The sequence below is a fragment of the Burkholderia sp. B10 genome, assembly GCF_004368385.1.
Lineage (GTDB): Bacteria > Pseudomonadota > Gammaproteobacteria > Burkholderiales > Burkholderiaceae > Burkholderia > Burkholderia vietnamiensis.
This window is the reverse complement of record NZ_PQMX01000089.1, coordinates 1-21,340: the sequence shown is the minus strand read 5'-3', so window position 1 is coordinate 21,340 and position 21,340 is coordinate 1. Positions and strand designations below refer to the sequence as shown.

The 21,340-nt window shown below is 70.7% G+C and carries 14 protein-coding genes; 3 read left to right on the top strand and 11 right to left on the bottom strand.

All coding sequences use genetic code 11. From position 1 onward, the window contains the following. The 10 genes from treZ to C3Y15_RS28005 all read right to left on the bottom strand — a co-directional run. On the bottom strand, nucleotides 1–1,641 hold a 1,641-nt coding region (gene treZ / locus C3Y15_RS28050), incomplete at its 3' end, for a malto-oligosyltrehalose trehalohydrolase (protein ID WP_134206904.1). Then, nucleotides 1,638–3,764, bottom strand: coding sequence for a glycogen debranching protein GlgX (glgX, locus tag C3Y15_RS28045; protein ID WP_124259971.1), 2,127 nt, complete (start codon nucleotides 3,762–3,764; stop codon nucleotides 1,638–1,640). The genes treZ and glgX, both read right to left, overlap by 4 nt. 32 nt (nucleotides 3,765–3,796) lie before the next feature. Then, nucleotides 3,797–5,998, bottom strand: coding sequence for a 1,4-alpha-glucan branching protein GlgB (glgB, locus tag C3Y15_RS28040; RefSeq protein ID WP_124259970.1), 2,202 nt, complete (start codon nucleotides 5,996–5,998; stop codon nucleotides 3,797–3,799). After that, on the bottom strand, nucleotides 5,995–9,405 hold the full coding sequence (gene treS / locus C3Y15_RS28035) for a maltose alpha-D-glucosyltransferase (protein ID WP_011879950.1): 3,411 nt from the start codon (nucleotides 9,403–9,405) through the stop codon (nucleotides 5,995–5,997). Before treS ends, glgB begins: the two co-directional genes overlap by 4 nt. Further along, nucleotides 9,405–12,806, bottom strand: coding sequence for an alpha-1,4-glucan--maltose-1-phosphate maltosyltransferase (locus C3Y15_RS28030; RefSeq protein WP_124259969.1), 3,402 nt, complete (start codon nucleotides 12,804–12,806; stop codon nucleotides 9,405–9,407). The genes treS and C3Y15_RS28030 overlap by 1 nt, the downstream gene beginning before the upstream one ends. A 195-nt stretch (nucleotides 12,807–13,001) precedes the next feature. Next, nucleotides 13,002–13,490, bottom strand: coding sequence for a phage protein NinX family protein (locus C3Y15_RS28025; RefSeq protein ID WP_059623350.1), 489 nt, complete (start codon nucleotides 13,488–13,490; stop codon nucleotides 13,002–13,004). Nucleotides 13,491–13,527: 37 nt separating this feature from the next. Next, nucleotides 13,528–14,319: an endonuclease/exonuclease/phosphatase family protein gene (locus tag C3Y15_RS28020; RefSeq protein ID WP_011879953.1), complete on the bottom strand. Its 792-nt coding sequence runs from the start codon at nucleotides 14,317–14,319 to the stop codon at nucleotides 13,528–13,530. Beyond that, the gene (locus tag C3Y15_RS28015) at nucleotides 14,310–16,529 is read right to left on the bottom strand and encodes a VTT domain-containing protein (RefSeq protein WP_124259968.1); all 2,220 of its coding nucleotides are present in this window, start codon (nucleotides 16,527–16,529) and stop codon (nucleotides 14,310–14,312) included. The genes C3Y15_RS28020 and C3Y15_RS28015 overlap by 10 nt, the downstream gene beginning before the upstream one ends. Beyond that, nucleotides 16,526–16,864 (bottom strand): hypothetical protein, encoded by a 339-nt coding sequence (locus C3Y15_RS28010; RefSeq protein WP_124259967.1) that lies wholly within the window; start codon nucleotides 16,862–16,864, stop codon nucleotides 16,526–16,528. Before C3Y15_RS28010 ends, C3Y15_RS28015 begins: the two co-directional genes overlap by 4 nt. Then, complete coding sequence (locus C3Y15_RS28005; protein WP_124259966.1) at nucleotides 16,861–17,562, bottom strand: MgtC/SapB family protein; 702 nt, start codon at nucleotides 17,560–17,562, stop codon at nucleotides 16,861–16,863. The genes C3Y15_RS28010 and C3Y15_RS28005 overlap by 4 nt, the downstream gene beginning before the upstream one ends. 177 nt (nucleotides 17,563–17,739) lie before the next feature. On the opposite strand from C3Y15_RS28005, the gene C3Y15_RS28000 reads away from it, so the two are divergent. Both C3Y15_RS28000 and C3Y15_RS27995 read left to right on the top strand, forming a co-directional pair. Continuing rightward, a complete protein-coding gene (locus C3Y15_RS28000; protein ID WP_011879957.1) occupies nucleotides 17,740–17,982 on the top strand; it encodes a DUF6566 family protein in 243 nt (80 codons plus the stop codon). Nucleotides 17,983–18,105: 123 nt separating this feature from the next. Then, nucleotides 18,106–18,819, top strand: coding sequence for a succinate dehydrogenase/fumarate reductase iron-sulfur subunit (locus C3Y15_RS27995; RefSeq protein WP_059495776.1), 714 nt, complete (start codon nucleotides 18,106–18,108; stop codon nucleotides 18,817–18,819). Between the two features lie 286 nt (nucleotides 18,820–19,105). On the opposite strand, the gene C3Y15_RS27990 is transcribed toward C3Y15_RS27995, so the two are convergent. Then, on the bottom strand, nucleotides 19,106–19,780 hold the full coding sequence (locus C3Y15_RS27990) for an HAD family hydrolase (protein WP_124259965.1): 675 nt from the start codon (nucleotides 19,778–19,780) through the stop codon (nucleotides 19,106–19,108). Nucleotides 19,781–20,007: 227 nt separating this feature from the next. Here C3Y15_RS27990 and C3Y15_RS27985 point away from each other — a divergent pair, with 227 nt between their 5' ends. Beyond that, the gene (locus tag C3Y15_RS27985; protein WP_124259964.1) at nucleotides 20,008–21,192 is read left to right on the top strand and encodes a sugar transporter; all 1,185 of its coding nucleotides are present in this window, start codon (nucleotides 20,008–20,010) and stop codon (nucleotides 21,190–21,192) included. Nucleotides 21,193–21,340: the final 148 nt, after the last annotated feature.

Below are 21,340 nucleotides of genomic sequence, written 5' to 3'. Positions count from 1 at the left end.
CTCCACATGCGCCCCCAACAACTCGACCCCCACCGCCCGCGCTCCCGGCAAATGCGGCGTCACCAGCGCCGCCCGCACCGTCAGCGCGCTGCGGTAGAACCGCCGCCACGTATCGGCATCCTGATGCGCGTTCTCGTGCGCGTGCGCCGGCGACGACCGCACGAACGTCCCGAGGTCGTTCGGATCGGGAATCGCGTCGCGATGCGCGGGGTCTGCAAAAGCCGGGAACGCGGCGAACTCGCGGCGGCGGCCGTCGCGCACCGCATCGGCGAGCTCGCCGCGATAGTCGGTGAAGAACTGGAACGGCTGCGTGCTGCCGTCTTCCTCGCCCATGAACAGCAGCGGCACCTGCGGCGCGAGCAGCAGCAGCGCGGTCGCCGCGCGCACTGCGTCGTCGTTGGCGAGCGCGCGCAGCCGTTCGCCGAACGCGCGGTTGCCCACCTGATCGTGGTTCTGCAAAAACGCGACGAAGCTCGTCGGCGCGAGATGCGCGCTCGATTCGCCGCGCGGCGCGTCGTCGTGCAGCGGCGACGGCTCGCCCTGATACGCGAAGCCTTCGCCGAGCGTGCGCGCGAGCCGGCGCAGCGGCGCGTCGGCGTACGCGCGGTAGTAGCCGTCGCGCTCGCCGGTCAGCAGCACGTGCGCGCTGTTGTGGAAATCGTCGTTCCACTGCGCGTCGAAGCCGTCCGGCCCCAGCAGGCTCGCAGTGTTGCGCTCGTTCTCCAGCACCAGATGCACGTGGCGCGCGTCGCCGACATGGGCGCGCACGCGGCGCGCCAGCTCGCGCAGCCACGCGTCGTCGTCGATCGCATGCGCGGCGTCGATCCGCAGCCCGTCGAAGCGATACTCGTCGAGCCAGTACAGCGCGTTGTCGATGAAGAACGTGCTCGGCTGCGCGCGCGAGAAGTCGATGGCCGGCCCCCACGCGGTCTTGCGGTCCGCGCGGAAGAATTCCGGTGCGTAGCGCGGCAGGAAATTCCCGTCCGGGCCGAAGTGGTTGTAGACGACGTCGAGCAACACCTGCAGGCCGAGCCCGTGCGCGGCATCGATCAGCGCCTTCAGTTCCTCGGGCCGGCCGTACGACGCATCGGGCGCGAACGGCAGCACGCCGTCGTAGCCCCAGTTGCGCGCGCCGGGGAACGCGTTGATGGGCATCAGCTCGATCGCCGTCACGCCGAGCGCGGCCAGCGCCGGCAGCCGCCGCTCGACGTTCGCGTAGCCGCCGCACGCGCCGACGTGCAGCTCGTACAGCACCGTTTCGTGCCACGGCCGGCCGCGCCATGCGTCGTTGCGCCAGCGGTACGCGGCCGGATCGACGACCTGGCTCGGGCCGTGCACGTCGTACGGCTGGAAGCGCGACGCCGGGTCCGGCACCGCGAAACCGTCGTCGAGCACGTAGCGGTACAGCGCACCGGCGCCGCACGCGGCGACCACCTCGAACCAGCCGTCGCCGACTGGCTGCATGTCGATGCGCTGTTCGCCCGGGCGCTTGCCCTCGAAATCGCCCTGCAGCTCGAGCGCGGCGCTGCGGCTCGCCGGCGCCCATAGCCGGAAGCGCGTGTGTCCGGCGTCGACGCAGGTCGCGCCGAACGACGACGCATACGCGTGCGTGCCGGGCGGAAGGTCGGAACGTGACGTCATGACGGCTCCTTGGTGGACAGGTCGGGCGGCACGGCCGCCACCGCGATCACGGCCGCGTGCGCGGCGACCTCGACGCCGCTGTCGGGCCACGAGCGCGGGCCGGCGTCGGGCGTCGCGGTATCGAGCAGCACGCGGTATTCGAGCGCGGGCGCCGGCTGCTGGAACGTGATCGTGTCGGCCGACGCATTGAGCATCACGAGCAGCGCCTCGGTGCGGCCGGTGCGGCCGGTGCCGACGCGCCGCATCGTCAGCGCGCGGCGCTCGCCGTCTTCCCACGCGGGCACGCTCAGCACCTCGCCGCGCTCGTCGAACCATTCGATCTCGCGCATGCCGGGCGCGCCGTCGCGATCGCCCGACGGATAGTGCGGCGCGGACATCACCGGATACATGCGCCGCATCGCCGCGAGCCGCGACACGAAGCGGATCATCTGCGTGCCTTCGTCGCCGTGCGCGAGTTCCCAGTCGAGCCACGACAGCTCGTTGTCCTGGCAATACGCGTTGTTGTTGCCGTGCTGGGTGCGGCCGAATTCGTCGCCGGCCACGAGCATCGGCGTGCCGAGCGCGGTGAACAGCGTCGCGAGCATCGAGCGCGCGACGCGCGCGCGCAGGTCGCGGATCGCCGGATCGTCCGTCGGCCCTTCGGCGCCCCAGTTCGCGCTGCAGTTGTCGTCGCGGCCGTCGCGGTTGTCCTCGCCGTTCGCGTCGTTGTGCTTGTGCTCGTACGACACGAGATCGGCGAGCGTGAAGCCGTCGTGCGCGGTGACGAAGTTGACCGACGCCCAGGTGCGGCGCCGCTGATGATTGAACAGATCGGCCGACCCGGCGAGCCGCGCCGCCAGCTCCGGGCGCTGGCCGGCGTCGCCGCGCCAGAAGCGCCGCACCGTGTCGCGAAAGCGGTCGTTCCATTCGGCGAAGCCGGGCGGATGGCGGCCGAGCTGATAGCCGCCGGGGCCGAGATCCCACGGCTCGGTGATCAGCTTGCGCTGCGCGAGGATCGGGTCCTGCTGCAACGCGTCGAAAAATCCGGAGCCGGGCTCGAAGCCGTGATCCTCGCGGCCGAGCGTCACGCCGAGATCGAAGCGGAAGCCGTCGACGTTGAACGCGGTCGCCCAGTAGCGCAGCGAATCCATCACCATCTGTACGACGCGCGGATGCGACATGTTCAGCGTATTGCCGCAGCCGGTCTCGTCGACGTGATAACGCGGATCGTCCTGCCGCAGCCGGTAGTAGCTGGCGTTGTCGAGGCCGCGCCACGACAGCGTCGGGCCGAGCTCGTTGCCTTCGCAGGTGTGGTTGTAGACGACGTCGAGCACGACCTCGATGCCGGCCGCATGCAGCTGGCGGATCGCGATGCGCATTTCGTCGAGCCGCCGCGTCGACAGGTACGACGGCTCCGGCGCGAAGAACGCGGCCGTGTCGTAGCCCCAGTAGTTGCGCAGCCCGCGGTTCACAAGCGCGCGCTGCTGGAGGAACGCATGCACGGGCAGCAGCTCGACGGTCGTCACGCCGATCGACAGCAGGTGATCGACGAACGCCGGATGCGCGAGCGAGGCGAACGTGCCGCGCTCCGGCGCGCGCAAGCCGGCGCGCCGCATCGACGCGCCGCGCACGTGGGTTTCGTAGATCACGGTATTGCGCCACGGCACGTCCGGGCGCCGGTCGGTGCTCCAGTCGAACGCCTCGTCGACGACCACCGCCTTCGGCATCGCGGGCGCCGAGTCGCGGCGATCCATCGACAGGTCGGAGCGGTTCGAATGCACGCGGTAGCCGAACAGCGCGTCGGACCAGCGGAAATGACCGACCAGCTTGCGCGCGTACGGGTCCAGCAGCAGCTTGGTCGGATTGAAGCGATGGCCCTGCTGCGGCTGATACGGCCCGTCCGCGCGAAAGCCGTACACGGTGCCCGGATGCGCGTTCGGCAGATAGCCGTGCCACACCTCGTCGGTGCATTCGGGCAGGTCGAGCCGCGCGAGTTCCTTGCGGCCGGTCGGATCGAACACGCACAGCTGGATGCGATGCGCATGCGCGGAAAACACCGCGAAGTTGGTGCCGAGCCCATCCCAGGTCGCGCCGAGCGGATAGCAGCGGCCGGGTTCGAGGCGGGCAGGCAGTGCAGACGGCATGGGTAGCGTCTCCCTGTTGAAAGCGTGGTGGGTCATGCGGGGGCCAGCCACAGCGTCGCGAGCGGCGGCAGGCGCAACGTCGCCGACCACGGCTGGCCGTGCGCGGGCACGTCCTGCGCCCACACGGCGCCGTCGTTGCCGGCGTTGGAGCCGCCGTACACGGCCGCGTCGGTGTTCATCAGTTCGCGCCACTGTCCGGGCGCGGGCAAGCCGACGCGATAGCCGCTGCGCGGCACCGGCGTGAAGTTGCAGATCGCAACCACTACGCGGCCGCTGTCGTCGCGGCGCGCGAACGCGAGCACGCTGTTGTCGCGATCGTCGCCGATCAGCCACGTGAAGCCGGCCGCATCGCAGTCGAGCGCATGCAGCGCCGGCTCGGACGCGTACGCGCGGTTCAGGTCGCGCACGAGCCGCTGCACGCCGCGGTGCGCGGGCGCGTCGAGCAGATCCCAGTGCGGCGTCCCGTCGTGCGCGAACTCCGACCACTGCGCGAACTCGCTGCCCATGAACAGCAGCTTCTTGCCCGGATGCGCCCACATGAAGCCGAAGTACGCGCGCAGCGTCGCGAGCCGCTGCCACGCGTCGCCGGGCATTTTCGCGGCGAGCGAGCCCTTGCCGTGCACGACCTCGTCGTGCGACAGCGGCAGCACGAAGCGCTCGGAGAAGGCATAGACGAGCCCGAACGTCATCCGGTCGTGGTGATAGCGGCGATGGATCGGGTCTTCGTGCAGATACGCGAGCGTGTCGTGCATCCAGCCCATGTTCCATTTGAAGTCGAAGCCGAGCCCGCCGTCGCCGGTCGGCGCGGTCACGCCCGGCCACGCGGTCGACTCCTCGGCGATCGTGACGACGCCCGCCGGCGCGGCCGCGCCGTGCAGCGCGTCGTTGAGCGTGCGCAGGAACGCGACCGATTCGAGGTTCTCGCGCCCGCCGTACACGTTCGGCACCCATTCGCCTTCCTTGCGCGAATAGTCGCGGTACAGCATCGACGCGACCGCGTCGACGCGGATCCCGTCGACGTGATAGCGGCGCGCCCACGCGAGCGCCGACGCGATCAGGAACGCGCTGACCTCGTTGCGCCCGAGGTTGAACACGCAGGTGTTCCAGTCCGGATGCATGCCTTCGCGCGGATCGGCGTGCTCGTACAGCGCGCTGCCGTCGAACTGCGCGAGCCCGTGCGCGTCGTTCGGAAAATGCGCGGGCACCCAGTCGACGATCACGCCGATGCCGGCCGCATGCGCGCGGTCGACGAAGCGCGCGAAGCCGTCGACCGGCCCGAAGCGCGCGGAAGGCGCGAACTGCGCGAGCGGCTGATAGCCCCACGAGCCGCCGAACGGGTATTCGGAGATCGGCATGAATTCGACGTGCGTGAAGCCCATGCCCTTCACGTACGGAATCAGCCGCTCCGCGAGCTCGTCCCACGTCGCGCTGCGGTCCATCTCCTCGGGCACGCGCTGCCACGACTCCGCATGCACCTCGTAGATCGACCACGGCACCCGGAACCGCCGCCCGGCGTCGGGCCGCGCGTCGATCCAGCCCGCGTCGTGCCATCCGAAGCCGTCGAGTGCGGCCGTATCGGCGACCACCGACGCGGTGCGTGGCGGCGCCTCGGTCGCGCGCGCGCACGGGTCGGCCTTGTGCGGCAGCAGGCTGCCATCGGCTGCGCACAGCTCGTACTTGTAGTGCTCGCCCGGGCCGATGCCGGGCACGAACAGCTCCCACACGCCCCACGGGCGCCGCAATCGCATCGGATGGCGGCGACCGTCCCAGCTGTTGAAGTTGCCGACCACCGACACGCGCTGCGCGTTCGGCGCCCATACCGCGAAGCGCACGCCGTCGACGCCGTCCACGCGAATGGGCGTCGCGCCGAGGCAGTCGAGCACGGCGGCCGGGTCGCCGGCCGCGAAGCGTGCGAGCGCGGCGTCGTCCAGCAGCGTGCCGAACGCATAGGCGTCGTCGGTCACCTGCTGCGCGTCGGGCCAGTCGATCGCGAGCCGGTAGCGGCCGTCGTGCGTGATCGTGCCGGCGAAGCAGCCGGCCTCGTCGACGCACGCGAGCGCGCCGAGCTCGTCGCCGCCGGGCGTCACGGCGCGCACGCGCAGCGCGCCGGGCAGCAGCGCGCGCACCACCGTGCGCCCGGCCTCGCCGTGCGGGCCGAGGCACGCGAACGGATCGGGATGGCGGCCGCCGAGCAGGGCGTCGATATCGCGGCGGTCGAACAGCGTGTCGGTCATCGCGTGCCTCCGTGGTCGGACGCGGCGTGCGCGTCCAGCAGGCGTTCGACGAGCGCGGCGAGCCCGCCGACCGGCACGCCGAGCCAGTCGGGGCGGTTCGCGGCTTCATAGCAGAGCTCGTACGACGCCTTGTCGATCAGGAACAGCGCGAGCAGGCGATCGGCGTAGCGCGGATCGACGAAGCGTTCCGGCGCATGCTCGGCCGCCGCGCGATAGCACTCGACGAAGCGGTCCGCGGCTGCCTGCCCGAAGCGGTCGAACAACGCGCGCTTGCGGCCGGCCGCCTGCGGCGGCACCTTCTCGATCGCGAACTGCGCGGTCGCGCTCACGTACGACAGCGAACGCAGCAAGCCGGCGACGTCGCGCAGCGGATGCGACTTCGCGCGGCGGCGCTCGAGCGCGCGCGCCGGCTCGCCTTCGAAATCGATCAGCAGCGCGTCGCCCTGCACGTCGAGCACCTGGCCGAGATGGAAGTCGCCGTGGATGCGCGTGCAGACCGCGTCGAGCGTGCGCGGCACCAGCGCGCCGAGCGCCTGCACGGCCGCGTCGCGCGACGCGAGCAGCGTCTCGGCCGCGTCGCGGGCGCTCGGGTCGAGCGCGTCGAGCCGCGTGGCCAGCACGTCGAGCGCATGGCCGAACGAGGCAATCGCGTCGACGCACCAGCCGTCGACGTGCTCGGGCGTCGCGCGCTCCGGCGCGAACGCGGCGTCGTCCGACGGCTGCGCGAGCGCGACGTGCAACTCGCCGAGCCGCGTGCCGACGACGCCCGCGAACGCCGCGTAGCCGAGCAGCGCATCGGGCTCGCCGTCGCGCTCCGCGGGCTCGCCGTCGCCGACGGCCGGCAGCGCCAGCTCGTCGATCGCGCGCTTGAGGAAGTCGAACGAGCGCGTCCACGCGTCGCCCTGGTTGTCGACGTAGCGTTGCAGGATCGCGACCGTGTGCGGCGTGCCGTCGGGATCGACGTGCACGACCTCGCCGGCGAGCGTCGCGGTGTTCGCATAGCCGATCCGCGTCAGGTAACGGCTCATCTCCGCCTCCGGATGCACGCCGTGCGCGACCTTGCGCACCAGCTTCAGCACGATCGCATCGCCGATCACGAGCGAGCTGTTGCTCTGCTCGGCGGCGAGCCAGCGCACTTCGGCATCGTCGCCGGGATCGAGCGCGGCGAGCGCCTGCTCGGGCAGGAACTCGAGGCGGCCGCCGTCGGAAGTCGGCACGGTCGCGCCGTCGCGCAGCATCCGCAACATCCCGCGCCCGAAGGCCGGCAGCGCGAACGCGTCGGTCAGATAGCCGACCGTGTGGCCGCGCCGCACGCGCGCGAGCGCGAGCTGCGCGAACAGCGGGTTCGACGTTTCGCCGCCCCATGCGGCCGCGAGCGGCACCACGTAGCGTTCGACGTCGCCGCCGTGGGTCGTCACCCATGCCTCCGCGTACTGGAACGGCTCGTCAGGCATCGGCGTGACGACGTTCAGCCGCGCGTCGCCGATCTTGCGGTCCTTCGACGCGAACCAGCGGCGCCGCGTGAGCCACGACGACAGCGCGTCGTGCGCGAGCGTATGCAGCTGGCCGACGTCGGGCCGCTGCTCGCCGCGCCGCATCACGATCGTCACGTATTCGGGCAGCGGCTCGGCCTGCGGCTGCCGCCACGACGGCTCGCGGCCGTGCTCGGACAGCACGAACCACAGGAAGCCGTACGGCGGAAACGTCAGCAGGTAGGTGAGCTGCCCGATCGGCGGGAACGGCGAGTCCGACGTCATCTCGATCGGCACGCGGCCCGCGAATTCGGACAGATCGAGCTCGACCGCCTGCGACGCGCGCGATAGGTTCGCGACGCACAGCACCGGCTCGTGGCCGTCCAGCTCGCGCAGGTAGGCGAGCACCTTGCGGTTCTCGGGGCGCAGGAAGCGGATCGTGCCGCGGCCGAACACCTGGGTCGCGCGGCGCGTCGCGAGAATGCGGCGGGTCCAGTTCAGCAGCGAGTGCGGGTCGCGCGTCTGCGCCTCGACGTTGATCGCGTCATAGCCGTACAGCGAGCCCATCACGGGCGGCAGCACCAGCAATTCCGGATCGGCGCGCGAGAAGCCGCCGTTGCGGTCCGACGACCATTGCATCGGCGTGCGCACGCCGTCGCGGTCGCCGAGGTGGATGTTGTCGCCCATCCCGAGCTCGTCGCCGTAGTAGATCACCGGCGTGCCGGGCATCGACAGCAGCAGCGAGTTGATCAGCTCGATGCGGCGCCGGTCGCGCTCCATCAGCGGCGCGAGGCGGCGGCGAATGCCGAGATTCAGCCGCGCGCGCCGGTCGCTCGCGTAGGTCTGCCACAGCAGGTCGCGCTCGGAGTCGGTCACCATCTCGAGCGTCAGCTCGTCGTGATTGCGCAGGAACACGGCCCACTGGTTGCTCGGCGCGAGCGCCGGCGTCTGCCGCATGATGTCGAGGATCGGGAAGCGGTCCTCGCTCGCGATCGACATGTAGATGCGCGGCATCAGCGGGAAGTGGAACGCCATGTGGCATTCGTCCTCGTTGCCGAAATACTCCTGCACGTCTTCCGGCCACTGGTTCGCTTCCGCGAGCAGCATGCGGTTCGGATACTCGGCGTCGATCGTCGCGCGGATCCGCTTCAGGATCGCGTGCGTCTCGGGCAGGTTCTCGTTGTTGGTGCCTTCGCGCTCGACCAGATACGGCACCGCGTCGAGCCGCAGCCCGTCGATGCCGAGGTCGAGCCAGAAGCGCATCACCTGGATCACCTCGCGCACGACGGCCGGGTTGTCGAAGTTCAGGTCCGGCTGGTGCGAGTAGAAGCGGTGCCAGTAGTACTGGCCGGCGACCGGATCGTGGGTCCAGTTCGAGGTTTCCGTATCGAGGAAGATGATGCGCGTGCCCGCGTACTTCGTGTCGGTGTCGGACCACACGTAGTAGTCGCGATGCGTCGAGCCGGGCTTGGCGCGCCGCGCGCGCTGGAACCACGGGTGCTGGTCGGACGTGTGGTTGATCACCAGCTCGGCGATCACGCGGATGCCGCGCGCATGCGCCTCGCGGATGAAGCGGCGCACGTCGGCGAGCGTGCCGTAGTCCGGATGCACGCCGCGATAGTCGGCGATGTCGTAGCCGTCGTCGCGGCGCGGCGACGGATAGAACGGCAGCAGCCAGATCGTGTCGACGCCCAGCTCGGCGATGTAGTCGAGCTTCATGATCAGGCCGGGGAAGTCGCCGATCCCGTCGTTGTTGGAGTCGTAGAACGACTTCACGTGCACCTGATAGATGATCGCGTCCTTGTACCAGAGCGGATCGTCCGTGCTCAGCGCGGGCTCGCGGCGCCGCGCGCGGCGCGCGCGCGCGGTGCCGGCCGGTGCGACGGACGCGAACTGCGCGCGGCGCACGTCGTCGAGGGAATCTTCGCGTTTCATCATCCGTGTGCTCCCGAAAGGCGCCGGGCCTCGCCCGGCTCGGGCGCCGCCGCTCGCGCGGCGCCGGGCGACGGCGCGAGCCGCCAGATCGCGTACGGCCGCACGTGCGGGTCGAGCGATACGTATTGACGATGGCCGCGCCAGGTCTCGGCATGGGCGGCGTCCTGTTCGAGCGCGTCGAGCGGCTCGCCGTCGACCAGCCCGAAGCCGCGCCACAGCGACGCGTCCAGCGTGAAGTCGGTGGCCTGCGGATGCCACGGGTCGAGGCTGATCGCCACCACCACGACGCTGTCGTGGGCCGGTGTCGCCTTCACGAACGCGAGCACTTGATCGTTGTCCGCCGGGACGAACGTGAGGCCGAGATGGGTCTGCAGCGCCGGATGGTCGCGCCGCGCGCGGTTCAGCCGCGCGACTTCGCCGCCGATATGCGCGGCCTTGCTCCAGTCGCGCGCGCGCAGCTCGTATTTCTCGGCGTCCGCATATTCCTCGCTGTCGGGCAGCGGCGCGGACTCGCCGATCTCGAAGCCCGAATACATGCCCCACGAGCCGGCGAGCGTCGCCGCGAGCGCCGCGCGGATCACGAACTGCGAGCGCGGCGCGTTCTGCAGGTGGCGCGGATTGATGTCGGGCGTATTGACGAAGAAGTTCGGCCGGAAGAATTCGCGCGGCGGGCCGGCCGTCAGCTCGGTCAGATACTCGATGAACTCGTGCTTCGTCTCGCGCCACGTGAAGTACGTGTACGACTGCGAGAAGCCGACCTTCGCGAGCCGGTACATCATCCCGGGGCGCGTGAACGCCTCCGACAGGAACACGACGTCCGGATGCTTGCCGCGCACGTCCGCGATCATCCACGCCCAGAACGGCAACGGCTTGGTGTGCGGGTTGTCGACGCGGAAGATCCGCACGCCGGCTTCGACCCAGAACAGCACGGCGTCGCGCAGCGCGACCCACAGGCCGGGCAGCGCATCGGGCGCGTAGAAGTCGGGGTTCACGATGTCCTGATAGCGCTTCGGCGGATTCTCCGCATAGCGCAGCGTGCCGTCCGGGCGCCACGCGAACCAGCCGGGATGCGCGGCGAGCCACGGATGATCGGGCGAGCACTGGATCGCGAAATCGAGCGCGATCTCGAGCCCCTGCGCGCGCGCCGCGTCGACCAGCGTGCGGAACGACTCGAGCGTGCCGAGCTGCGGATGCACGGCCGTGTGGCCGCCGTCGGGCGAGCCGATCGCATACGGGCTGCCGACGTCGTCGGGGCCGGCGCTCAGCGTGTTGTTGCGGCCCTTGCGCGCGGTCGTGCCGATCGGATGGATCGGCGGGAAATACAGCACGTCGAAGCCCATGTCACGGATGCGCGGCAGCTGCGCGATCACGTCGTCGAAGGTGCCGTGCCGATGCGCGTCGTTGCTCGCCGAGCGCGGAAACATCTCGTACCAGCTCGAGAAGCGCGCGGCGCGGCGCTCGACCTCGACCGGGTATACCGTCTCGTCGTGCGTGACGAACGGCCGGTAGCGCAGCGCCGCGTATGCGTCGGCGAGCGCCGGTGCGCCGAGCATCGCGAGCCGCGCTTCGGGCGACGCGTCGCCGAATTCGTCGGCGAGCCGCTGCATCTGCGCGATCGCGCGGCGGTCGGCCGGCGCGGCCTGTTTCAGTGCGGTCGCGAGCAGCAGTTGCGCTTCGCGCAGCTCCAGCATCACGTCCTGGCCGGCTGCGCGCTTCTTCGCGACGTCGGTGACGAGCGACGCCCAGTCGTCGCGCCATGCGACCACGCGGAACGCGTGACGGCCGAGCCGGTCGAGCACGACGCTCGCGTGCCAGCGATCGTTCGGCTCGGCGATGAACGGCACCTCGCGCCAGTCGTTCTCGTCGTCGGCGCGCCATTGCAGCACGGCCGACAGATGCGCATGGCCGTCCGTGAAGATCGATGCGTGTACAACCAGCGTGTCGCCGATCACGCGCTTGATCGCGAAGCGTCCGCCATCGACGGCCGGCTCGACGCGCTCGATCGCGATGCGGTCGGCCGCGAGCGCCGTCGATAGCGCGGTGCGCTCGCGGGCCGCGTCGGCGCGCGTCGTCGCGGGCGGGGCGCGCCGGGCGTCGAGCACCGCATAGCCGCCCGGCTCCAGCGTGAACGCCTCGAGCGCGGCCGAGCCGCGCTTGCGCGTGCCGCCGGGCGCGGCGACATGCGTGAAGCCGCCCGGCACGCCGGGCAGGATCGCCGCCGGGTCGACGAGTGCGGGCGCGTCCAGATCGGGATTCAGCGCGACGACGAGCGCCGTGTCGTCGTGTTCGAGCGACGGGCCGCTGCCGCGCAGCAGTACGGTCGCGGTCGCGCCGGGCGCGCTCAGTTGCGCGATCTCGCCGCGTTGCGCCGCCAGCGGCGTCGCGCGGCGCCACGCGTTCGCATCGGCCAGCGCGCCCGACAGATCGAAGCGCGCGCCGTCGAACGCGGCGCGATAGCGCGCGGCGTCCGCGTCGCGCGTCATCAGCGGCAACGCGACGCCGCGCTCGAAGCCCATCGGCACGAGCCAGCCGGTGCCGAGCGCCGCCGCGGTCCACATGGCGCGGTGGTACGCGCGCACCAGCACCTCGTCCGATGCGCCATGCCAGTCTTCCGCGATGCGCGGGCCGTCGAACGCGTCGGGGCACGCGATCGGCGACGCGATGCGGCGCAGCAGCCGGTGCTCGTCGACGAACCACGGCGCGCGCAGATCCCACCAGCGCGCCGACGAGAACACGCCGCCGAAGCCGGCCGCCTCCAGCTGCACGAGCGCGTCGCGCGCATGGCCGGGCACGCCGGCGAGCACCGCGACGTCGTGGCGCGCGCGGCGCAGCGCCGCGCGCCACGCGGGCCACCATGCGGGCGGCAGACGCTGCGGCGCGTCGATCAGGAAGCCGGCCGCGCCGGCATCCGCGTACGTGAAGAGATGTTTGCACCACCACGCGCCGAGCCCGTCGTGCGCGTCGTGCGGCGCATCGTCGCCGAGCTGCGCGTGCGCGACGTCCATCTCGTGCGCGGCGCTGCGCGGGTCGATCAGGGCGTCGTCGTGCGCGCGCTCGACGTACCAGTCAGGATGCTCGCTGCGCAGCGGGTTGACGCGCGCGATGCGGTCCGGCACGACTTCGAGCATCACGCGCAAGCCGTGACCGTGCGCAAGCTGCGCGAGCCGCGAGAAGGTTTCGAGCGCGCCCGCGCGCGTCGCGAAGGCCGCGGCCGGCCGGTGGAAATCGGCGACGTGACGCGGAAAGCCCGCGGCGCTGGCGGCCCAGAAGCTGCCGATCAGCACGTGGTCGAAGCCCATTCCCGCGATGTGCGCGAACGTGGCGGGCCATGCGTCGAGCGGGCCGACGAGGCGCGCGTCGCAGAAGTAGACATGCGGGGCGAAGGGCGATGTGACGTTCATGAGGTGCGGATGAGGATCGTGACGAAGGGCGGACGGCGGTGTGCGTCGCAACCGGCGTGCCCGCTCCGTTTGGCGCACCGCGCCGCGCACGGCAGCGGGTGCACGGGGCGGCGCGTGCGTCACGCTGTCGTTTTTACATGCGGGTGGCACGACATCTGCATCCCTTGCGCGGCGGCGGCCCGGCATCGCGCTGCGTCACATGCGCGGGATCGAGCGGATATCCGAGCTTTCGCCCGTGGCCGGATCGTGGTCGGTGGAAGGAATCGGCACGCCGACGTCGTGCCGCACCGGCATGCCGCGCTCCATCCGGTGCGCGAACGCCGGCGGCGTGTCGACTTCGTCGCCGAAGCGCGCGCGCACGAACGCGCGCAGCAGCGCGACGCGCAGGTTCGGCGCGCGGGCCGCGCAGGTCGACGGGCCGTCGTCGAAGCGCGCGTCGCATGCGACGCCGTCCGCGCGCCGCACCACGCGCAGTTCGACCGCGTGCTCGAGCACCGCGCCCGCATCGGCCCACGACGCCGACGGCGCGAACTGCGCGTCGAGCCGCCGCAGCGCGTCGCATGCGGCGGTCACGATCACCTGCGGCTCGACGGCCGTGAAGCTCAGCGTGTCTTCGTCGTCCGCGCACAATGCGCGTGCGCACCAGTAATCGAGGGCCGTTCCGGTGAGTTCGTCGGTTCGCATGGGCAAGGCTCCGTGAGGCTCCATAGAGGGAATGCGCTCAGCCCGCAAGCGGCGTGCCCGCGCCCGGTTCCACGCGCATCTGCGCGACCAGCGGATAGTGATCGGATGCGTGGCGCGCGAGCATGCTGCGATGCACGGCCACGTCGACCAGCAGCTCGCCCGGATGGATCCAGATGCGGTCGAGCGAGAACACCGGCCACGCGGTCGGGAACGTACGCGGCGCGGGCGCGCGGCGGAACCGCGTGGTCAGTGCCTGCAGCGCGCGGCCGCGCACGAACCATTCGTTGATGTCGCCCATCAGGATCACCGGCATCGCGCCGGTGTCGAACGCGGCGAGCAGCCGCTGCACCTGCGCGCTGCGCTCGTTCGCCGATAGCCCAAGGTGGGTCGCGACGACGCGGATCGGGCCGGCGCTGCAGTCGATGTCCGCGTCGAGCGCGCCGCGCGGCTCGCGCTGATGAAACGACAGGTCGAGCGTGCGCGCCGCGCGGATCGGGCAGCGCGACAGCACCGCGTTGCCGTAGCGGCGCTCCGGCGTGTCGATGGTCGGGCCGGCGGCCGCGTGCATGCCGGTCGCGTCGCGCAGATGCGCGAGCACGTCCGGCGCGCGCGTGCCGCCGAGCGGCACTTCCTGCAACGCAATCACGTCCGCATCGAGCTCGCGGATCACCGCGACGATGCGCTCGACCGCGCGCGCGGGCCACGCGCCGTAGCCGCCGTGGATGTTGTACGTCGCGATCCGCAGGTCGTGCCCGCGCGGCGCGCCGGCCGGCGCGGCGTCCGACGTGACGATGCCCGGCGGCGGCGCCGCTTGCGTGCTCAGCGCCATCGTCGCAGCGCCCGGACGAGCAGCACCGACAGGCCGACCAGCGCGATGCCGATCGCCGTGAGCCATGCGAACGCGCCGGGATCCGGATGGCTCAACGCGACGGTCAGCTGGTGCGCGAAGGTGACCGTCAGCACGATGCCCGGCAGCATCCCGATCGCGGTGCCGATCAGGTAGTCGCGCAGCCCGATGTGCGACGCGCCGGCCACCAGGTTCACGATCGTGAACGGCGCGATCGGCAGCAGCCGCAGCACGGCCATCGCGACCACGCCGCGCCGGCCGATGCGTTCGCTGAGCCGGTTCGCGCGCGAGCCGGCGAGCCGTCGCACCGCGTCGCGCCCGAGCCAGCGGCCGATCCCGTAGGTCGCGGCCGCGGCCGCCATCGTGCCGACCGACGCATAGGCGAGGCCCGGCCACGCGCCGAACACGAGGCCCGTTACGGTGATCAGCAGCGTGATCGGCACCGACAGCGTCGCCGCGAGCACATAGCCGGCGAGCAGCAGCGCGGGCGCGCCCGGCAGTTGCGCGGCGCGCATTGCCGCGCGCGCGAGCGACGCGACGTTCAGCTCGTGGCCGAGCGGCGAGAAGCGCCACGCGAGCGCGAGCGCCGCGATCAGCAGCACGGCCGCCCCCAGCACGAAGAAACGCGCGGTCAGCGATCGATGCTGCTCCTGCGGAACGAACTCGCGCACGAAGCGGTCCGGCTCGATCGGCTGCTCGGGGTCGAGGCGCGCGCTGACCGGCACCAGCGCATCGAGCTGCGGCGTCACGGCCGGCTCCAGCGTGCGCAGCGTGCGTCCGTCCTTCGCGCGCAGCCGGTCGAGCGCGATATTCGGCCGTTCCGGCTGCGCGAACGCGTCGGCGACGACCGCGGGCGTCGTGCCGAGATGTTCGGCGAGCAGCCGGTCGCGCAGCGCGGCGATCGCCGCGCGGATGCGCGGCTCGCCGGCCGCGACGAGCGCGACGCAGCATTCGGTGTCGAGTGCCATCGAGCGGTTGTTCAGGTTCGCGCTGCCGATCACCACGCATTCGTCGTCGACGATCGCGAGCTTGCTGTGGACGTTCACGCAGCCGTCGCCGAGGCCGTCGACGTGCGGATACAGCAAGCGGTAGCGGTCGAAGCGGTCGGCCGCTTTCAGCGTGCCGTGCAGCCGCGCGCGCAGCACGCCCATCGTCGCTTCCTGCAGCCAGCCGCTCTGCACGCGCGGCGCGACGACCGTGACGTCCAGCCCGTGCGGGTCGGCGAGGCGCGCGCTCAGCGCATCGCGCACCACCGCCGCAGTGAAATACTGGTTCTCGATGTACAGATGGCGACGGGCGGCGCGGATCGTGTCCTCCACCAGCGCGCGCACCTGCGACACCGGTTCGCGGTCGCGATGCCGCGGCGCCGTATAGGCGATGCCGAGTTGCACGTCGCGCACGTCGACCGGTACGCCGGGCGGCCAGGGATCGACGTCGTCCTCGCGATCGAGATGGCGATGCGCGCGGATCGCGATGCGGCGCCCGCACGCATTGAACCAGCGCGTGCGCGCCTGCTCGCCGATCGCGGCGGCCGCGTCGCCGTCGAACATCGCCTGCACGTCGTGGAACGGCCCGTATGGCGTTCCGCGCGCGTCGCGCCGGCGCGGATCGTCGGCTGCGTGGGCCGACGTGTCCCAGCGCGCGACCGTCAGGTCGAGGCCGCCGACGAAGGCGAGCCGGTCGTCGATCACCACCAGCTTCTGATGATGCGACGCGCCTCGCGGATGCGCGTCGTCGAGACGGAAGCGGATGCCGCGATGCGCGCGCCACGCGGCGCGATAGACCGGCGGCCAGTCGCGCTCGAGCGCGTAGATCATCGCGAAGTCCCACGCGAGCACGTAGATGCGCAGGTTGTGCCGGGCGGTCGCGAGCGCGTGCAGGAACGGGGCGAGCGTGTCTGGCAACCCGTCGTCCGCGCCGTCGGGCGCGAGCTGCATCCGGCTGTCGACGTCCCAGCCGAGGATGAACACCGTGTGGCGCGCGCGGCGCAACGCGGCGCGCAGCGTCGGGAAATACGCGGCGCCATCCACCAGCGTCGTGAAGCGGTCCGCATGACGGATCGCGTCGCAGTTGCGGCCGCGTTCGAGCAGGCCGTGGCGCGTGGGCTCGTCCGCGGGCGACCAGGCCGGTACGGCGTCGCCGCGCGCGTTGGCCGCGAACGGCCGGTGCGCCGTCTGGTCGGGCGTGCTCATCGGGCGCCGGCGTCGCGGTTGCCGTCGAAACGTTGCAGCAGCACGTCGCAGCGCGCGCGCAGCGCCTTCAGCTCGGGCGACGCGAGTCCGATGCGAATCCGCTCGACGCCTTCCGGGTCGCCGTACGCGCACGCGATCTCGTAGATGCCCTGCGCGATCAGCAGCGACGCGTGCGCGATCCCGATCCGGTCGAGCCAGTCGCATTCGGCGTGATGGCACGCGAGCCACGCGCGCAGCGCGCCGACGACCTGGCTGACGGTGAGCCACTCGCCGCCGCGCATGCGCGCCGCGAGCTGGCTCGTCACGAGGTAGGAGAGCAGGTCCGTCTGGGTCACGCGAAACTCCTTGACGAGTTGTCGTTGTCGGGGCAACAGGTGCGCACGCCGGTGATGCCTTTCAGCGTCCGGCAGATCGCCGCAAATTCCGCTCCGCTCGTGCGCGAGAACGACACCGAGATGTCGTCGGTATCGGGGTCGTCGTCGGATTGCTGGACGATGAAGCGCTTCACGCGCACGCGGCCGTTGCCGAGCGCGTCGTGCAGCGTCGCGAGCGTGAGGCCGCCGCGCTCGACGACGAGGCGCAGCGTGCGCTGCTGCCGTTGCGCGATGAAGCGGCGCTCGAGCGGCTTCACGCCGGCGAGGATCATGAGCACGATCGCGGTTGCGCCCAGCGCCGCGACGTACATGCCGCCGCCCGCGGCGAGGCCGATGCCGGCCACGGCCCACAGGCTCGCGGCCGTCGTCAGCCCGCGCACCACTTCGCCGCGCAGCAGGATCGAGCCGGCGCCGAGAAAGCCGATGCCCGACACCACCTGCGCGGCGACCCGCGACGGATCGAGCACGACGCCTGCCTGCCCGTGCACGTCGGCGAAGCCGAAGATCGAGACGAGCATCACGAGCGCGGAGCCGACGCACACCAGCATGTGCGTGCGCAGGCCCGCGGCCCAGTTGAGTCGCTCGCGCTCGAGCCCGACCACGCTGCCGAGCAGCGCGGCGAGCAGCAGGCGTCCGAGAAGTTCGATATGGCCGATCATCGTGGCCTCCCTTTTTATCTGGCGTACCGGAGCGGTGCGATGTGCAATGGGGACGCAAGGGGCGTGCCGGGCGCGGAGGCGCGGGCATGTCGTATGCGCGCGGGCAGCGCGGCGTGCGCGCCGATCATGCGGCGCGCATTTTTTTCATGTCATCGCAGATAAGCACAGGGGGCCAGCATGGAGCATCAACCCGATGCACAGGTGCGCGATCCGTATCGCGGCCACGAGATACGCGTGTGGGCGCGCCGCAACGAACGCGGCGCGTGGGCGGACGAGGTGCAGGTGTACGTCGATGGCGCGCGCATCGAGCTGTTCGTGCCGGAGCCGGCGAATCCGGAGTGGGCGTCGGAGGAGGAGGCGCTGCGCGCGGGCGTCGAGCGTGGACGTTATCTGATCGACAAGCGGCTCGACGACGATTGAGTCGCGTTGATGCCGGTTGATGCCGCTTGATGCCCGTCGATGCGCGGTCGGTCGGTATGGCGTTTGCGTACCGGCCGGCCGCGCACCTTGTCACCCGATGCCGGCGCCGTGCCGGGAGGAACCATGAACGATCCGCGTACGCTACACATCTACCGTTACGATCCCGATCCCGATCGCGACGCCGCGCCGTACATGCAGCGCTACGAGATCGACGTGAGCGCCGACGACCGCATGCTGCTCGACGTGCTCGGACGCCTGAAGCACGACGACGAGACGCTGTCGTACCGGCGCTCGTGCCGCGAGGGGATTTGCGGCTCCGATGCGATGAACATCAACGGCAAGAACGGGCTCGCGTGCCTGACCAACATGAAGACGCTGCCGCGCGAGATCGTGCTCAGGCCGCTGCCCGGGTTGCCGGTGGTGCGCGATCTGATCGTCGACATGACGGACTTCTTCAACCAGTATCACTCGATACGGCCTTACCTGATCAATGACACGACGCCGCCTGAACGCGAGCGGTTGCAGACGCCGGAGGAGCGCGATCAGCTCGACGGGCTGTATGAGTGCATTTTGTGTGCGTGCTGTTCGACGTCGTGCCCGAGCTATTGGTGGAACCCGGACAAGTTCGTCGGGCCGGCGGGGTTGCTGCAGGCGTACCGGTTCATTGCCGATTCACGCGATATGGCGACGGCCGAGCGGCTCGATAATCTCGAGGATCCGTATCGGCTGTTCCGGTGCCGGACGATCATGAATTGCACGGATGTGTGCCCGAAGGGGTTGAATCCGACGAAGGCGATTTCGGAGATTCGGACGATGTTGGTCAGGAGGACGGTTTAGGGGGCGGGGGGCTCAGCGATCCGGGCGAACGCGACGCGCGTACCGTATTTTTGCTGGAAACTACGGTCGCGATTTCGTCGAGACGCTGAAACTTGGCGCCGAGTTCGTGCGCGGGGAACCGGGTCTTGTCTGCATCACCTCGTTGCCATGAATACGGGCTGCGTTTGCCCGTGGATTCGTGTAACGCCGGGAAGCCCGTGATGGATTGTCCCGTCTCGTTACGGGATTCGGGTTCGCGGCAATACGACGCCCCGTCCCACGAACCCCGCACGCATCCGAATTGACCTCACGGCCGCGCGGCCACCTCGTCGAGATGCCGCAGCAAATCGGCCGGATCGTCATACACGCGCAGCGCACCGGCGCGCTCCAGTTCGTCGCTGCCGTAGCCGCCCGACAACAGGCCGACGCCCAGCGCGCGACAGCGGCTCGCCGCGAGCATGTCCCAGATGCTGTCGCCGACCACGACGCTATGCTCGATCTGCACGTTCAACTTCGCCGCGGCCGTCAGGAACAGATCGGGGTCCGGCTTCGCATACTTGACCTGATCGCGCGTGACGACCACGTTCTTCGCCGGATCGACGCCGAGCGCCTCCAGATTGATGGCCGCGGTTTCCATGCGTCCGCTGGTCGCGATCGCCCAGCGGATGCCGGCGTTCGACAGCGCGGCCAGCAGCTCGCGCGCACCGGGCAGCGGCCGCACCTGCGCGCGCAGCCGCTGGTAGGCGGCCGCATGCAGCCGGGCGAGCCGTTCGACGCGGTCGGCGTCGATGTCGCCCGACGTTTCGCGCAGCAGCTGGTTGAGGAACAGCCCGCCGCTCATCCCGATCTTGCGATGGATGCGCCATACCGACAGCTCCATGCCTTCTGCATCGAGCGCTTCCTTCCACGCGAGCACGTGCTGGTAGACGCTGTCGACGAGCGTGCCGTCGAGATCGAACAGAAATGACGTTTCAATGCGCATGTGAATCTCCTGGCCTGGTGACATTCGGGCGAATCGTTCGCGAAGGGTTGCGCACATTATCGGCCCGCCGACGTGTCGCTGCCATGTCGCCATGTCGCCATGTCGCCCTCGCGCCGCGGCGGCATGTCGGGCGCCGCTGTACAATCGGCGCGATGCGCGGGGCGGCACTGCCCGGCACGCTCCGTTACGGCCCGCGCACGCGCGCCCAACCTTCGTCGAATTCCCGTATGGCAACTCCGGACGCCGTCAGTTCCGAGCAGTCGTGGTGGGGCGTCCTGGCCCTCGCGCTCACTGCCTTCATCTTCAACACCACCGAGTTCGTGCCCGTCGCACTGCTGAGCGCCATCGGCGACAGCCTGCAGATGCAGCCCACCGCCGTCGGCCTGATGCTGACGATCTACGCGTGGGCCGTCGCCGTCGTGTCGTTGCCGCTCACCTTCGTCACGCGTCACGTCGAGCGCCGCAAGCTGCTCAGTTGCGCGCTGCTCGTGTTCGTCGCCAGTCACGTCGTGACCGGCGTCGCGTGGAATTTCACGGTGCTGATGATCGGGCGGCTCGGCGTCGCGTGTGCGCATGCGGTGTTCTGGTCGATCTCGGTGCCGCTCGCGGTGCGGCTCGCGCCGAACGACCGCAAGAGCCGCGCGCTGAGCCTGCTCGCGATGGGCACCGCGATCGCGATGGTCGCCGGCATTCCGCTCGGGCGCGTGATCGGCGAAGCGCTCGGCTGGCGCGTCACGTTCCTCGTGATCGGCGCGGCGGCGGCCGTCGCCTTGTTGCTGCTGCGCGCGACGCTGCCGACGCTCGCGAGCCAGGGCGCCGGCTCGCTCGCCAGCATCGGCACGTTCCTGCGCAAGCCGGCGCTGGTGTCGCTGTACGCGATCACGGTGCTGGTCGTGTCCGCGCACTTCACGTCGTACACGTACATCGAGCCGTTCGTGCAGACCGTCAATCATGCGAGCAGCAGCCGGATCACCTACGTGCTGATCCTGTTCGGCGTCGCCGGGATGCCCGCGGCCATCTGCTTCAATCGCGTGTTCCCGGAGCGGCCGGCCGATTTCCTGCTCGCGTCGATCGTGGCGTTGTCCGCGTGTCTGCTGGTGCTGTTTCCGAGCGCGCTGAACATCGTCACGCTGTCCGTGCACACGCTGGTGTGGGGCGGCGCGATCGTCTGCTTCGGGCTCGCGATGCAGGCCTGGGTGCTCAAGCTCGCGCCGCACGCGACCGATCTCGCGGTGTCGATCTTCTCGGGGCTGTACAACGTCGGCATCGGCGCCGGCGCGCTGCTCGGCAACCATATCGCCGCGGATTTCGGCCTCGCGTGGGTCGGGACGTTCGGCGGCGTGGTCGGCATCGTGTCGGCCGCGATCGCGTGGGTCGCGTTGCGGCTGCATGAGCGACGCGCGGCGGCGTAGGGCGGCGCTGTGCCGGCGATGCCGGTGATGGGGTAGTGGGTGATTGGGTGATGTGCCGCTGCCCGATGCCCGGTGTGTCGACGCGCCGATGTGCCCATCCGCCCATCCGCCCATCCGCCTATCCGCCGAGACACCGAGACACCGAGAC

Coding starts and splice junctions, on each gene's coding strand:
- glgX (WP_124259971.1), bottom strand. CDS start 3,764: ATGCCGTCTGCACTGCCTGCCCGCCTCGAACCCGGCCGCTGCTATCCG.
- glgB (WP_124259970.1), bottom strand. CDS start 5,998: ATGACCGACACGCTGTTCGACCGCCGCGATATCGACGCCCTGCTCGGC.
- treS (WP_011879950.1), bottom strand. CDS start 9,405: ATGAAACGCGAAGATTCCCTCGACGACGTGCGCCGCGCGCAGTTCGCG.
- C3Y15_RS28030 (WP_124259969.1), bottom strand. CDS start 12,806: ATGAACGTCACATCGCCCTTCGCCCCGCATGTCTACTTCTGCGACGCG.
- C3Y15_RS28025 (WP_059623350.1), bottom strand. CDS start 13,490: ATGCGAACCGACGAACTCACCGGAACGGCCCTCGATTACTGGTGCGCA.
- C3Y15_RS28020 (WP_011879953.1), bottom strand. CDS start 14,319: ATGGCGCTGAGCACGCAAGCGGCGCCGCCGCCGGGCATCGTCACGTCG.
- C3Y15_RS28015 (WP_124259968.1), bottom strand. CDS start 16,529: ATGAGCACGCCCGACCAGACGGCGCACCGGCCGTTCGCGGCCAACGCG.
- C3Y15_RS28005 (WP_124259966.1), bottom strand. CDS start 17,562: ATGATCGGCCATATCGAACTTCTCGGACGCCTGCTGCTCGCCGCGCTG.
- C3Y15_RS28000 (WP_011879957.1), top strand. CDS start 17,740: ATGGAGCATCAACCCGATGCACAGGTGCGCGATCCGTATCGCGGCCAC.
- C3Y15_RS27995 (WP_059495776.1), top strand. CDS start 18,106: ATGAACGATCCGCGTACGCTACACATCTACCGTTACGATCCCGATCCC.
- C3Y15_RS27990 (WP_124259965.1), bottom strand. CDS start 19,780: ATGCGCATTGAAACGTCATTTCTGTTCGATCTCGACGGCACGCTCGTC.
- C3Y15_RS27985 (WP_124259964.1), top strand. CDS start 20,008: ATGGCAACTCCGGACGCCGTCAGTTCCGAGCAGTCGTGGTGGGGCGTC.